This is a genomic window from Microbacterium sp. LWH10-1.2, from assembly GCF_038397765.1.
GTDB lineage: Bacteria > Actinomycetota > Actinomycetes > Actinomycetales > Microbacteriaceae > Microbacterium > Microbacterium natoriense.
In genome coordinates this window covers 2,891,594-2,904,773 of the sequence record NZ_CP151638.1, presented here as the reverse complement: position 1 = coordinate 2,904,773, position 13,180 = coordinate 2,891,594, and the positions used below count along the sequence as shown (strand labels likewise).

The following is a 13,180-nucleotide window of genomic DNA, read 5'->3' as shown; positions in this document are numbered from 1 at the left end:
GAAAGCCCTCCAGCGACAAGGACGCCCCGCGGTGATCATCGACATCCACGGCCATTACACGACCGCCCCTACCGCGCTGGGGGCGTGGCGCGAGCTGCAGATAACCTTCGCCGAGAGAGAGGGCGAGGCTCCGGATCCCGCCGCTCTCCGGATCACCGATGACGAGATCCGCGAGACGATCCAGGCGAATCAGCTGCGCCTCATGAACGACCGCGGGAGCGACATCACCGTCTTCAGCCCTCGTGCCTCATTCATGGCGCACCATATCGGCGACCTCGCCGTGAGCGAGACCTGGGCCCGCATCTGCAACGACCTCGTCGCCAGGGTCGCCCAGCTCTTCCCCGACCGGTTCCTTCCCGGCGCGATGCTGCCGCAGTCGCCCGGCGTCGACCCCCGCACGACCGTCGCCGAACTCACCCGTGCTGTCGAGGATCTCGGCGCGGTCACCGTCAACATCAACCCCGACCCGTCGGGAGGGAGATGGTCGGCGCCAGCGCTGACCGATCGCTCCTGGTACCCGGTCTACGAGAAGCTCGTGGAGTACGAGATCCCGGCGATGGTGCATGTGAGCACCACCTGTCGGCCAGACGTGTTCCACACCACGGGTGACCACTACCTCGGTGCCGACACCACCGCGGTGATGCAGCTCATCAGGGGCGACCTGTTCCGCGACTTCCCCGACCTCAAGCTCGTCATCCCTCATGGCGGAGGTGCGGTCCCGTACCACTGGGGTCGCTTCCGCGGGCTCGCGATGGCGCTGGGCAAGCCCGAGCTCGAGGAGCACCTGTTGGACAACGTCTTCTTCGACACGTGTGTCTACCACCAGCCGGGCATCGACCTCCTGACGCAGGTGGTCCCCGCGCGCAACATCCTCTTCGCGAGCGAGATGATCGGCGCGGTACGCGACACGGATCCGCGCACCGGCCACCATTTCGACGACACCAAGCGGTACGTCGACGCGACCCCGAACCTCACCGACGTCGAACGCTTCGCGGTCTTCGAGGGCAACGCGCGCCGCGTGTACCCGCGCCTCGACCGTGCCCTGACCGCACGCGGGCTGTGAAAGGAATCACCATGCGACTCAACGACCTCGGCATCGTCCGCACCCGTATCGAGCGCCCCGACCCCGACGACGTCGCCAGGCTGTCGGAGTTCGGCGTCGCGACCATCCACGAGGCCATGGGCCGAGTGGGGCTCATGCGTCCCTACATCCGCCCCGCATACCACGGCGCGACGCTGTGCGGTCCGGCCGTCACCGTGCTGTTGCAGCCGGGCGACAACTGGATGTTCCACGTCGCAGCGGAGCAGGTGCAAGAGGGAGACGTCATCGTCGCCGGCTGCACGACCGAGAGCGAGGACGGCTTCTTCGGCGAGCTGCTGGCGACCTCGCTCACCGCCCGCGGCTGCAAGGGCCTCGTGATCGATGGCGGTGTGCGTGACGTCGCCGACCTCGAGCGCATGGACTTCCCGGTCTTCTCGCGCGCGATCAACTCCAAGGGCACGGTCAAGGCGACGCTCGGCTCGGTCAACGTGCCGGTCGTCGCGGCCAACGCGCTCGTGAACCCCGGCGACGTGGTCGTCGCCGACGTCGACGGGGTGGTCGTCGTGCCGCGCGCGCTCGTCGGGGCAGTGGCAGACGCGAGCCGTGCACGTGAGGACAACGAAGAGTCGAAGCGCCGACAGTTCCGCGAGGGCGTCCTCGGTCTCGATCTCTACGGGATGCGCGCTCCGCTCGCGACAGCCGGCCTGGAATACGTGGAGGACTGAGATGGCGCACGACGACACTACACACGGAGAGACGACGGGCGGGTTCGACAAGACTCCAGGATGGCTCGACTGGTACGACGGGCCCTCTGCTCCGCGCTTCCGGATGCCGGACGGCGCGGTCGACGCGCACTGCCATGTCTTCGGCCCGGGAGCCGAGTTCCCGTACGCGCCCGAGCGCAAGTACACCCCGTGCGACGCGTCCGCCGACCAGCTCTTCGCGCTGCGCGACCGGCTCGGCTTCGACCGCAACGTGATCGTGCAGGCGACGTGCCATGGCGCCGACAACAGCGCCCTTGTCGATGCGCTGCTTCGCAGTGAGGGGCGCGCGCGTGGCGTCGCAACCGTCCGCCGCGACGTGTCCGACGAGCAGCTCGCGGAGCTGCATGAGGCGGGTGTGCGCGGAGTGCGCTTCAACTTCGTCAAGCGGCTCGTCGACCGGGTTCCCACCGACGCCCTCGAGGACATCGTCGCGAAGATCGCCCCTCTCGGCTGGCACGTCGTCATCTACTTCGAGGCCGAAGACCTTCCCGAGCTCTACAACTTCTTCTCCCGCATCCCGACGGACATCGTCGTCGACCACATGGGGCGCCCGGATGTCTCGAAGGACCCGGATGGGCCCGAGTTCGAGCTCTTCCTCCGCTTCCTGCGCGAGAACGACAACGTGTGGACCAAGGTGTCGTGCCCAGAGCGGCTCAGCATCAGCGGTCCGCGCGCTCTCGACGGCGAGCAGCACGCGTACACAGACGTCGTGCCGTTCGCCCGACGCGTGGTCGAGGAGTTCCCCGATCGTGTGCTCTGGGGCACCGACTGGCCCCATCCCAACCTCAAGGACCACATGCCCGACGACGGGCTGCTGGTCGACTACATCCCGCAGATCGCGACGACCCCCGAGCTCCAGCGGAGGCTCCTGGTCGACAACCCGCGCCGTCTCTACTGGGGCGAGTCCGCGAGCGACGAAGGAGCATGACCATGGCACTCGACAAGCCGTACAAGGACGTCCCCGGCACGACGATCTACGACGCGGAGCAGGCCCGCAAGGGCTATCACCTCAACCAGTTCTCGATGTCGCTCATGAAGCCGGAGAACCGTCAGCGCTTCCTCGCCGACCAGGCGGGATACCTCGATGAGTGGCCGTTGAACCCGGTGCAGCGTCAGGCCGTGCTCGACATGGATCTGAACACCATGATCGCCGAGGGCGGCAACATCTACTTCCTCAGCAAGATCGGCGCCACGCACGGTCTGAGCTTCCAGCAGATGGCCGGGTCCATGACGGGCATGAGCGAGGCGGCGTACCGCGACATGATGATCGGCGGCGGACGGCGCCCCGAGGGCAACCGCCTGAAGGACCTCGACGGGTGGACGCCCCCGTCCGCGGAGAAGGCCACGACCATGCGGCCCGATGCGCCGGCCCATTACACCTCGGCGCTGTTCACCTCCCACGTCCCGGCGATCGGCGCCGCGATGGACCTCGGCAAGACCGAGGAGCCGTATTGGAAGAAGGTCTTCGACGGATACCGCTGGACCAGGAGGTGGGCGGAGGAGAACACTCCAGACGTCGTCATCCTCGTCTACAACGACCATGCCACTGCGTTCGACGCCTCGATCATCCCGACCTTCGTGCTCGGCACCGGAGCCGAGTACCCGGTCGCCGACGAGGGCTACGGACCGCGACCGGTCCCGGCTGTGAAGGGATTTCCGGAGTTCGCCGCGCATCTCGCGCAGTCGATCATCCAGGACGACTTCGACCTCACCCTCGTCAACGAGATGGTCGTCGACCACGGTCTGACCGTACCGCTGTCGCTCGTGTACGGCGACGTCGAGGAGTGGCCGGTGCGCGTCATCCCCCTCGCCGTCAACGTCGTGCAGTACCCGGTGCCGTCCGGTCGCCGGTGCTACGAGCTCGGCAAGGCCCTGCGCCGCGCGATCGACAAATGGGATGGCGAGGAGCTGAACGTCCAGATCTGGGGCACCGGAGGCATGAGCCACCAATTGCAGGGTCCGCGTGCCGGGCTCATCAACAAGGAGTGGGACAACGCGTTCCTCGACCACCTGATCGCCGACCCGCTCGGGCTCACCGAATGGCCGCACATGGAGTACGTCGACGAGGCGGGGTCGGAGGGCATCGAACTGGTCGACTGGCTCATCGCCCGCGGTGCGATGGACGATCAGTTCGGCGGCGGAGAGCCCTCGACCGACCACAGGTTCTACCATGTTCCTGCATCCAACACCGCGGTCGGCCATCTCGTGATGAGCAACCCTGCACGTGAGGACTCCGCATGAACGACAAGATCCGCGTCGCCGTCGTCGGCGCCAACGGCGCTTTCGGCATGAAGCACCTCGACGGCCTCGCGAACATCCACGACGCCGAGGTGACGGTCGTCAGCGCGACCTCGCAGGAGAAGGCGGATGCGGTCGCCGCACAGTACGGCGTCGCACACGCTGTCGTGGGTCTCGACGCGGTGCTCCGCCGCGACGACGTCGAAGCGGTGATTCTCGCGACGCCCACCGGTCTGCACGCAGCGCAGACGCAGGCCGTGCTCGCCGCGGGGAAGCACGTGCAGGTGGAGATACCCCTCGCAGATTCGCTGGCCGACGCGGAGACGACGTTGGCCGTCGCCGACGCGTCCGATCGCGTCGCGATGGTCGGCCACACCCGCCGCTTCAACCCCTCGCACCAGTTCGTGCACGAGCGGATCCGATCCGGCGAGTTCGCGGTGCAGCAGCTCGACGTGCAGACGTACTTCTTCCGGCGCACGAATACGAACGCCAGAGGCGAGAAGCGCTCGTGGACCGATCATCTGCTGTGGCACCACGCGGCGCACACGGTCGATCTCTTCGCTTATCAGTCCGGACGGATCGTCGACGCGCATGCCATGCAGGGCCCGATCCACCCCGTGCTCGGCATCGCGATGGACCTCTCGATCCAGCTCAAGAGCGAGACCGGGGCGATCTGCACGCTTTCGCTGTCGTTCAACAACGAGGGGCCGTTCGGTACGTTCTTCCGCTACATCGGCGACACCGCGACGTACGTCGCGCGATACGACGACCTGTTCACGGGTGCGGAGGAGCAGATCGACGTCTCGACGGTGGCTGTGAGCATGAACGGCATCGAGCTGCAGGATCGTGAGTTCGTCGCGGCTATCCGCGACGGGCGGGAGCCGAATTCCTCGCTGCGCCAGGTCATCGACTGCTACCGCGTGCTCGGGGCGCTCGAGGCGCAGCTCGCGTGATGCTGCCGCGGTTCGGCCTCGGCTGCATGAACCTCAGCCACGCCTACGGGGTCCCACCCTCGGAGGAGGAAGGGATCCGCCTGCTTCGAGTCGCTCTCGATGAGGGAGTCGGAATGCTCGACACCGCCACGCTGTACGGCGGAGGTCGTAACGAGGAGCTCGTGGGACGGGCGATCGCGGGGCGCCGGGACGACGTCGTGCTGGCCAGCAAAGGCGGCATGGCGCTCATCGACGGCATCCGCACCATCGACGGGCGGCCGGAGACGCTGCGGGCTCAGGTGGACGCCTCGCTCGCGCGGCTCGGCGTCGACCGCATCGACCTCTACTACCTGCACCGGTGGGATCGCTCGGTCCCCATCGGTGAGAGCGTCGGCGCGCTCGCCGCGCTCATCGACGCAGGCAAGATCGGCGCGATCGGCCTTTCGGAGGTGTCGGTCGCGAGGCTGCGCGAGGCGCAGCGGGTCGCACCGATCGCCGCGGTGCAGAACGAGTACTCGTTGTGGAGTCGCAACCCGGAGCTCGGGATGCTGGACGCGACGCGTGACGCAGGCATCGCACTGGTCGCGTTCTCCCCGGTGGCTCGCGGATTCCTCAGCGACAGCGTCGCTGATCCGTCGACGTTGGCGCAGAACGACATCCGCCGCACCATGCCCCGTTTCCGCCCCGAGCACTGGCCGGCGAACGCCGCGCTGCTGCCGCGCTGGCGTGCGCTCGCCGCAGAGGCAGGATGCACGCCGGCACAGCTCGCCCTCGCGTGGGTGATGTCGCGCGGTGATCACGTCATCCCGATTCCGGGCACCACGAACCCCGACCACCTCCGCGACGACCGCTCGGCGATGGATCTCGTGATCGACCCGGTTCTGCTGGCTCGGGCCGGCGACCTCATCTGCACCGCGACGATCTCCGGCCCCCGCTACGCCTCGGCCCCCGCAGCCGATGTCGACACCGAAGCGTTCGAGGAGGCAGGGTGAAGGCGATCTCGTCCATGGCGACCCGGCATCTGCTCGCCGACCTCGTCGCTTCGGCCGCCTCGGCGGGATGCGCGGAGGTCACCGTCGAATCCGTCGGCGGCGTCGACGCCGAGCGACGCGTCGCGGCAGGGGAGGGGTTCGACCTGGTGTTCCTCGCCGAGAGCGCCCTTCGCCGACTCGCCGTCGGCGGGCACGTGGACGCCAGCACGGTGACGCCGCTCGTCGTGTCGCAGGTCGCGGTGGCGGTGCGGTCCGGCTCGACCGGTCCTGCGGAGCTCCCGCTCGTACCGGCCTTCGACGACGCGGCCGGCCTGCGCGAGGCGCTGCGCGCGGCGGAACGGATCGGCTACTCGACCGGCCCGAGCGGGACGGCGCTGCTGCGCATGATCGATGAATGGGGCTTCGCCGACGAGCTCGGCGACCGCCTCGTGCAGGCGCGCCCAGGCGTTCCGGTCGCGGCGCTCCTCGCAGACGGGGAGGTCGATCTGGGGTTCCAGCAGCTCAGCGAGCTGGTCGGGCAGATCGGCGTGCGCATCCTCGGAGCGATGCCCGACGATGCCGCGATCGACACCGTCTTCGGGGGCGTCGTGGCGACAGCATCCGCTGACCCGTCGCGCGCTGCGTCACTTCTCGCCTTCCTCGCATCGGAAGTCGTCGTGCCGATCAAGCTGGCGCACGCATTCGGCACCGTTTAGAGGGAGTGCGCGGATGCTTGCCCGCTCTCCGAGAGCTCTCCGCCTGCGCTGGTCAGGGCGTGGTCGCCGAGAGCAGATCGGTGTGGCCGGTACGCCGGAGATAGTCGATGACAGCCTCGCGACTCTTCTCCAGGCATACGATGCGGTTCTCCACCACACGCAACTCCCTCGCCAGCTCCTCAGCCGAGGTTCGGCTGTGTGCTCCCGTCTGGTGCTCCGGCGAGGACGCCTCGATGTTCAGCACGATCTTGATCATTCGCGTGGACAGCCCTGCCTCGACGAGGGCTCGCACATGGCGGGCGTTCTCTATCTGCTCCTCCGTGTAGTCGCGATATCCGTTCCCCGACCTCGACGCCTCGATGAGCCCCTGCTGCTCGTAGTAGCGCAGCATCCGCGCGGGGGCCCCGATCTCTTCGGCAGCCTCGCTGATCCTCATGGTGGCGCGCCCTTCTTCGACCCTCGATGGAGATGAATTTGACCTTGACAGTGATGTCAAAGTTTACATTGGTGTTCGTGCGCCGTGTCCCGAACTGCGGGCCGCCGAAGAAAGGAAGACACATGTCGATGAGCGACTGGACAGGAACGTCGCGGAGGATCCTCGTCATCGGGGCGGGTGAGCTGGGGATGCCCGTCCTGCGCAACGTCGCCCGAAGAGCGGCCGCCGTGCCGGGTTCGTCGGTAGACGTGCTGCTGCGTCCTCGCACCATCGAGTCGACCGTGACCGCGAAGCAGCGCGATGTCGCCGAGATCCGCAGCCTCGGTATAGGGGTCGTCCCCGGCGACCTGGTGGAGAGCACGGTCGACGACCTCGCTCAGATCTTCTCGGGCTACGACACGGTCATCGGGTGCACGGGGATCACCGCCGGGCTCGACGCTCCCATGAAGGTCGCGCGGGCGGCGCTGCAGGCGAAGCTCCCCCGATACTTCCCGTGGCAGTTCGGCGTCGACTTCGACGTCATCGGTCGCGGCAGCCCCCAGGACATCTTCGACTCGCAGCTCGACGTACGGGACCTGCTCCGATCGCAGGACGGCACCGAGTGGGTGATCATCTCCACGGGCATGTTCATGAACTACCTCTTCGAGCCGGGGTCGGGAATGGTGGACCTTTCGAACGACGCGGTGAACGCGCTCGGGACCGCCGACACGGCCGTCACCGTGACCACCCCCGAAGACATCGGCGCGCTCACCGCCGAGATCCTCTTCGCCGAGCCGAGGATCCGCGATGAGATCGTCTACGTCGCCGGAGACACGATCACCTACGCCCAGCTTGCGACGACGCTGGAGGAGATGCTCGGCCGCCCGTTCGAGCTGCGGGTGTGGTCGGAGCCGCTCCTCATGGACGAACTCGCCGCAGACCCCGACGACATGACCCGCAAGTATCGGGCGGCTTTCGCGCAGGGGCGTGGTGTGGCCTGGGACAAGGCGGCGACCTTCAACGCGCGCCACGGGATCCCGACCACCACCCTCCGCGAATGGATAGGAGAGAATCTCGTCGCCTGAAACGCTCGCGCCGATGTTGCGCCCGAGTCGCGAGAGAAACTCGGGCGCAACATCCGCCCGCTTCCGACGCCGGCTCCGACGGCGAGCAGTGAGGGCTCAGGCGCTCGCCGCGGCCACCTTCCCCAACAGGCCGATGAGGACGTGCTGCTCGGAGGAGGACAGCGGCGACAGCAGGTCCCTGGTGAGCGCAAGGATGAGAGCAACGAGTTCTTCCTGCTGTGGAGGCTATGGCTTCCACGCCTCGCGAAGACGCGCGTACTCCTCCGAGGTCACCGGCAGCACGACCCCGTGGCAGGCATCCCGCGGCAGCCGCACATCGTCGGCGAGCGCCCATCTCCCGCTGGTCAGATCAGCCGTCTCGAACGGGACGTATCGTCGCTCGGCGGTGAACTCGTCGATCCAGAGGAACCACCGATCCTCGGTCTGCGACTTGTACACGAGCGGACCCTCGCCCTGACGGATGGCGTCGAGTCCGATGCCCTCAGTCAGGGGCGTCCACTCGTCCCCGGTCAGCGACGAGGAGGTCTCCGAGAAGACGGACTTGCCGTGGGGGCTGGTCGCCGTCCGATGCCGCTCGTCCTTCACGAATCGGTAGTAGAGTCCGCCGTGCTCGATCACCGTGGCATCGATCGTCTGCCATCCTCTGTCGATCCACACCCGCGGCGCGGAGAAGGTGCGGAAATCGCGAGTGGTCGCGTAGAGGATGCGGTGATAGCTCTCTCCCTCGTGTTCGGCATCGTCGTAGAGCTTCGAAGACCAGTGCACGAGGAATGCGTTCTGCTCGGGGTCCCAGATGGACTCCGGAGCCCACGCGTTCCCGGCCTCCTGGGGGGCGACCTCGACGAGTCTGCCTTCCCCCCAGTGCACGAGATCCGCGGACTCCCACACCATGATCGAGCGGCTGCCGTGCCGTTCGAGCTGATCCCAGTCGTCGTTGGCGTACACGCGCAGGTCTGTGGCGACCAGGTAGAACCGGTCGCCGGACGGCGACCGGACGATATGCGGATCCCTGACTCCGCGTTGACCGAGCGTCGAGCGCAGAACGGGCTCACCACCGTTCAGGTCATCGAAGTGGAGCGGGTCATCGCCGTCGCTCAGAGCGAAGTAGATCTGCTCCCCGTCTTCGCTCTCGCGCTTGAAATGCACATAGAGATAGCCCGCGCCCGTGGCGCGGTCCTCCGTGTCGTCGAGACGTGCCATTCAGCTGCCAATCGTGTGAGTCTGGTCCTCGGGGGCGACGCAGATCCACTCGGCGCCGTACCCGGGAAGGTCGATGCGGTGCCCTGACACGACGACGGTCACGACATCCGGTGTGTGGTTGGCGATCAGACGCCGCCCGCCGCGCACGACGGTCTCCACACCGGCGATGCTCTCGGCGAGAGGCGCCTCGATGCCGGCGTCGTCGAGCCAGGCCGCCACCAGGTCGTCCATGAGCGCGGTCGAGGGCCGGGTGCCCACGTACCACGCTGCTCCCTGTCCGCTCCTGCGGTTGACGGTGACGGCCGGCGAACCGTCTGCGAATCCGTCCGCGAAGGAGGCCACCACCTCGACCCGCGGATCCTCGGTCCTGATGAGCTCCTGCCAGAAGTCTGATCTGCCCGCCAGATCTCCCGTGAGCGTGAAGGGGGACCCGTCGGCGGCCGGCGCGAACTCCTCGACACGCACGCCGAGGGCGCTGCGCAGGGGGCCGTCGCCTCCCAGATATCCGCCGAGGTGGATATGGAGCCGTTCGTCGACGACACCGCTGAGATATGTGACGACGAGCGTGTCCCCACGACCCGGCACCTCCGCCAGCGCTCGCGCTGCGTCATCGGAGAGAACGTGCGTCGCGGGCGCGACGACGAGCGAATAGCCTGTCGAATCGGCTTCCGGATGAATGAAGTCGACCGTGACCCCGCGACGGAGGAAACCCTCGTAGAAGCGCAGGACGGTGTCCAGGTAGTCCACCCTCACCGGGGTGCCGTCCTGTTCGATCGCTCTCCATGAGTCCCAGTCGAAGCACAGTGCGACGTTGCTGGAGACGCCCTCGCCGACGAGATCACCGAGCTCGCTCAGCTCTGCGCCGAGAGCACGGACACCGCGATGCACACGGGTGTCCTCGCCCGCGTGCGGGAGCATCGCGGAATGGAACTTCTCGGCGCCGGCGGCCGACTGACGCCATTGGAAGTGCAGGACGGCATCAGCGCCCCGGGCAACGGCCTGGAGCGAGTTCAGACGGTGGCGTCCGTCGGCCAGTGGCACGTTCGGCGGACGCCAGTTGACGGCGGAGGTCGCCTGCTCCATCAGCAGCCACGGTCTGCCTCCACCCAAAGACCGCATCAGGTCTCGTGCCGCCGCAGACAGCACATGACTGCGCGGATCGGCGGGATCCGGGTAGAGATCGTCCGAGACGACGTCGACGTGCGGGGCCCAGGACCAGTAGTCGACGTCCTTGAAGAAGCCCATGAAGTTGGTCGTGATCGGCGTATCAGCCCGGTCCCCCGCGTAGGAGCGGATGATCTCCGCCTCGGCGCGGTACAGGTCGAGCAAGGCATCGGAACTGAAGCGATCGAAATCGAGCACCTGCGTGGGATTGCGGATCATCGGAGCTGCGGAGGGGACGCCGACCTCGGCGAAGCTCTGGTAGGTCTGCGACCAGAACGTCGTCCCCCACGCGGCGTTCAGGGATTCGATGCTGCCGTAGCGATCCTGCAGCCACCCCCGAAACGCCTCCGCCGACTCGGGGTCGTAGCTGCGGGTCACATGATTGCCGTACTCGTTTCCGACGTGCCATCCCACTAGGGACGGATGCTGAGCGTACCGTGCGGCGAGCTCGGTCACCAGTCGCATCGCATGGTGGCGGTACGCCGCCGAACTCGGACTGAACTGCTGACGAGAGCCGAAAGCGAGCCTGACGCCGTCGATCGAGACGGGCAGCGACTCCGGGTACCGGTGGGCGAGCCAGGCGGGCGGTGACGCGGTCGCCGTCGCGAGGATCACCCGGATGCCGCCGCGGTGCATACGATCGAGCACATCGTCGAGCCAGGCGAAGTCGTAGCGACCGGGCTCGGGCTCGAGCTGGGCCCATGCGAAGACCGCGAGGGTCACCGTCGACACCCGGGCGAGTTTCATGAGACGCACGTCCTCGTCCCAGATGGCGGCGGGCCACTGCTCGGGATTGTAGTCACCGCCGTACATGACGCGAGGAGAGGGATCAGTCATCCACGGGCCCTAGGTCGAGAGTCGGACGAAATGTCAGCTGGCGTGATCGGGGTGGCTCCTGCGTGAACAGGAGGACGGTGTTGGTGCCCTGTCGAGTGACGGGGCGGGGCGCGTAGAGCGTCCGCTGGGGGCCGCGGGGACGGAACCTTCCGAGGTTGAACCCGTTCATCCACGCCACGCCCCATCCGAGATCGCCGGTGTGCAGAGCGAGATCCGTCGGCGCATCCAGTTCGAACTCAGCCCGGATGAGCCCCGCCTTCAGCGGGAAGAGGGTCGAGGTCGAGCGCTCCGCCAGGGTCGGCAGGTCCGTCAGGGGGACGACGGACGCCTCCCATCCGGTGATCTCCCGCCCGGCCAGCACGGCCGGACCGATGAGGCCCTTCGGCTCGCCGATCCGAGGACCGTAGTTGACCCGCCCCTCGTCTTCGACGAGAACCTCGAGCACGCCTGTTCCTCGGGGGAGCGTGATCGAACGTTCGCCCGCCGATCGGGAGAGCACGCCGACAGCCGTTCCGTCGAGGGACACCCACGCGCGATCACGCACGTCGGCGAACTGCAGCACAGTCGGCTCATCGCCGGCGGAGAGTGAGGCGCGATAGCGGATGAAGCCATTGGCCGAGCCGAGATCGTCCAGCGTCGGGAGGTCGCCGAAGACGCTCCATTCGGCGGGGGCGACCTGATCGAGTGCTCCCACCCCCTGCAGGGAGACGGATGCGGGGACCACGAAGTCCGAAGAGCCGAGTGCATCCGAGGGAAGGGGAGGGACGGGTTCGTGGCGGGCGATCACTTCCCGGAAGCGCCAGAACTTGGCGGTGGGTCGGCCCGCTTCATCGAGCGGGGCGTCGTAGTCGTACGACGTCACCGTCGGCTGATACACCCCTTTGTCGTTCGCGCCGTTGGTGAGGCCGAAGTTCGTGCCGCCGTGCAGCATGTAGATGTTCACGGAGGCGCCGGCCTCGAGAATGCTGTCGAGACTCCGCGCGGATTCCTCCGCATCCGTCACGTGGTGGAAGCCGCCCCAGTGATCGAACCACCCGCACCAGAACTCCGAGCACATGAGCGGCCCGGTCGGCTGGTGGGTGCGCAGCGCGGCGAGGCGTTCGTGCACACGGGAGCCGAAAGATCCCGTCGCCAGCAGGCCAGGCACGTTCCCGCGCTCGAGCATGCCGTCGCGCGGCTGGTCCACCGTCGTGAGGGGAACGGTGATGCCGTTGCGTCGGTAGATGTCCACGAGCGTGCGAAGGTAGTCGGAGTCGTCGCCGTAGGCGCCGTACTCATTCTCCACCTGCATCAGCACCACGGGGCCCCCGGCGTCGATCTGACGCGGGGCGACGACGGCGAGAGCAGACTCGAGGTACTCGGTGACAGCCTCGAGGTAGTGGTGCTCGGAGGAGCGCACGCGGATCCCGGGGATCGCCATGAGCCAGTGCGGAAGCCCTCCGTTGTCCCATTCGGCGCAGATGTAGGGACCGGGCCTGACGATGGCATGCATTCCGGCTTCGGCGATGAGGTCGAGGAATCGCCCGAGGTCGAGGCCGCCCTCGGTGTCGAAGCTTCCGCGCATCGGGCTGTGCGCGTTCCACGGGATGTAGGTCTCGATGGTGTTCAACCCCATGAGGCGACCCATCGCGATCCGCTCGGCCCACTGGTCGGGATGCACACGGAAGTAGTGCAGGGCGCCGGAGACGATGCGGAAGGGTTCGCCATCGAGGCGGAACGTCTCGTCGTCGTACGAGAAGCGTGCGGCGGTCATTGTTGTGTCCTCCTTCTACCGAAGAGAGGGTGTGGGCCGCTCGTGGCGAGCAGCCCACACCCT

12 protein-coding genes are annotated in these 13,180 nt (G+C 67.4%); 8 read left to right on the top strand and 4 right to left on the bottom strand.

Annotated elements, in window-relative coordinates:
- Positions 1–31: 31 nt before the first annotated feature.
- Genes MRBLWH10_RS13820 through MRBLWH10_RS13790 form a run of 7 tightly spaced genes read left to right on the top strand, consistent with a single transcriptional unit; the run spans position 32 to position 6,663 of the window.
- Entirely contained in the window at positions 32–1,063 is a 1,032-nt protein-coding gene (locus tag MRBLWH10_RS13820; RefSeq protein ID WP_341940328.1) for an amidohydrolase family protein, read from the top strand.
- A gap of 11 nt (positions 1,064–1,074) precedes the next feature.
- Complete coding sequence (gene ligK / locus MRBLWH10_RS13815; RefSeq protein ID WP_341940327.1) at positions 1,075–1,767, top strand: 4-carboxy-4-hydroxy-2-oxoadipate aldolase/oxaloacetate decarboxylase; 693 nt, start codon at positions 1,075–1,077, stop codon at positions 1,765–1,767.
- Between the two features lies 1 nt (position 1,768).
- Positions 1,769–2,734 carry an amidohydrolase family protein gene (locus MRBLWH10_RS13810; RefSeq protein WP_341940326.1) on the top strand — a complete coding sequence of 322 codons (966 nt, stop codon included), beginning with the start codon at positions 1,769–1,771 and terminating at the stop codon, positions 2,732–2,734.
- A gap of 2 nt (positions 2,735–2,736) precedes the next feature.
- Positions 2,737–4,047 (top strand): protocatechuate 4,5-dioxygenase subunit alpha/beta, encoded by a 1,311-nt coding sequence (locus MRBLWH10_RS13805; protein ID WP_341940325.1) that lies wholly within the window; start codon positions 2,737–2,739, stop codon positions 4,045–4,047.
- Positions 4,044–4,997: a Gfo/Idh/MocA family oxidoreductase gene (locus tag MRBLWH10_RS13800; RefSeq protein WP_341940324.1), complete on the top strand. Its 954-nt coding sequence runs from the start codon at positions 4,044–4,046 to the stop codon at positions 4,995–4,997. The genes MRBLWH10_RS13805 and MRBLWH10_RS13800 overlap by 4 nt, the downstream gene beginning before the upstream one ends.
- Positions 4,997–5,968, top strand: coding sequence for an aldo/keto reductase (locus tag MRBLWH10_RS13795; RefSeq protein WP_341942596.1), 972 nt, complete (start codon positions 4,997–4,999; stop codon positions 5,966–5,968). Before MRBLWH10_RS13800 ends, MRBLWH10_RS13795 begins: the two co-directional genes overlap by 1 nt.
- Entirely contained in the window at positions 5,965–6,663 is a 699-nt protein-coding gene (locus MRBLWH10_RS13790; RefSeq protein WP_341940323.1) for a substrate-binding domain-containing protein, read from the top strand. The genes MRBLWH10_RS13795 and MRBLWH10_RS13790 overlap by 4 nt, the downstream gene beginning before the upstream one ends.
- Positions 6,664–6,715: 52 nt before the next feature.
- Here MRBLWH10_RS13790 and MRBLWH10_RS13785 read toward each other — a convergent pair whose 3' ends face one another.
- A complete protein-coding gene (locus tag MRBLWH10_RS13785) occupies positions 6,716–7,099 on the bottom strand; it encodes a MerR family transcriptional regulator (protein WP_341940322.1) in 384 nt (127 codons plus the stop codon).
- 128 nt (positions 7,100–7,227) lie between these two features.
- Between MRBLWH10_RS13785 and MRBLWH10_RS13780 the strand changes: the two genes are divergently transcribed.
- Positions 7,228–8,163 (top strand): aromatic alcohol reductase, encoded by a 936-nt coding sequence (locus MRBLWH10_RS13780; protein ID WP_341940321.1) that lies wholly within the window; start codon positions 7,228–7,230, stop codon positions 8,161–8,163.
- Positions 8,164–8,388: 225 nt separating this feature from the next.
- Here MRBLWH10_RS13780 and MRBLWH10_RS13775 read toward each other — a convergent pair whose 3' ends face one another.
- The 3 genes from MRBLWH10_RS13775 to MRBLWH10_RS13765 are packed head-to-tail and all read right to left on the bottom strand — an operon-like array spanning position 8,389 to position 13,117.
- Positions 8,389–9,363: a glycoside hydrolase family 43 protein gene (locus MRBLWH10_RS13775; RefSeq protein ID WP_341940320.1), complete on the bottom strand. Its 975-nt coding sequence runs from the start codon at positions 9,361–9,363 to the stop codon at positions 8,389–8,391.
- A complete protein-coding gene (locus MRBLWH10_RS13770) occupies positions 9,364–11,364 on the bottom strand; it encodes a beta-galactosidase (RefSeq protein WP_341940319.1) in 2,001 nt (666 codons plus the stop codon).
- Positions 11,357–13,117, bottom strand: coding sequence for a beta-galactosidase family protein (locus MRBLWH10_RS13765; protein ID WP_341940318.1), 1,761 nt, complete (start codon positions 13,115–13,117; stop codon positions 11,357–11,359). The genes MRBLWH10_RS13770 and MRBLWH10_RS13765 overlap by 8 nt, the downstream gene beginning before the upstream one ends.
- Between the last annotated feature and the right edge of the window lie 63 nt (positions 13,118–13,180).

What these genes read in the sequence shown, in the direction of transcription:
- ligK (WP_341940327.1), top strand. Translation starts at nt 1,075, where the DNA reads ATGCGACTCAACGACCTCGGCATCGTCCGCACCCGTATCGAGCGCCCC.
- MRBLWH10_RS13810 (WP_341940326.1), top strand. Translation starts at nt 1,769, where the DNA reads ATGGCGCACGACGACACTACACACGGAGAGACGACGGGCGGGTTCGAC.
- MRBLWH10_RS13805 (WP_341940325.1), top strand. Translation starts at nt 2,737, where the DNA reads ATGGCACTCGACAAGCCGTACAAGGACGTCCCCGGCACGACGATCTAC.
- MRBLWH10_RS13800 (WP_341940324.1), top strand. Translation starts at nt 4,044, where the DNA reads ATGAACGACAAGATCCGCGTCGCCGTCGTCGGCGCCAACGGCGCTTTC.
- MRBLWH10_RS13795 (WP_341942596.1), top strand. Translation starts at nt 4,997, where the DNA reads ATGCTGCCGCGGTTCGGCCTCGGCTGCATGAACCTCAGCCACGCCTAC.
- MRBLWH10_RS13785 (WP_341940322.1), bottom strand. Translation starts at nt 7,099, where the DNA reads ATGAGGATCAGCGAGGCTGCCGAAGAGATCGGGGCCCCCGCGCGGATG.
- MRBLWH10_RS13780 (WP_341940321.1), top strand. Translation starts at nt 7,228, where the DNA reads ATGAGCGACTGGACAGGAACGTCGCGGAGGATCCTCGTCATCGGGGCG.
- MRBLWH10_RS13775 (WP_341940320.1), bottom strand. Translation starts at nt 9,363, where the DNA reads ATGGCACGTCTCGACGACACGGAGGACCGCGCCACGGGCGCGGGCTAT.
- MRBLWH10_RS13770 (WP_341940319.1), bottom strand. Translation starts at nt 11,364, where the DNA reads ATGACTGATCCCTCTCCTCGCGTCATGTACGGCGGTGACTACAATCCC.
- MRBLWH10_RS13765 (WP_341940318.1), bottom strand. Translation starts at nt 13,117, where the DNA reads ATGACCGCCGCACGCTTCTCGTACGACGACGAGACGTTCCGCCTCGAT.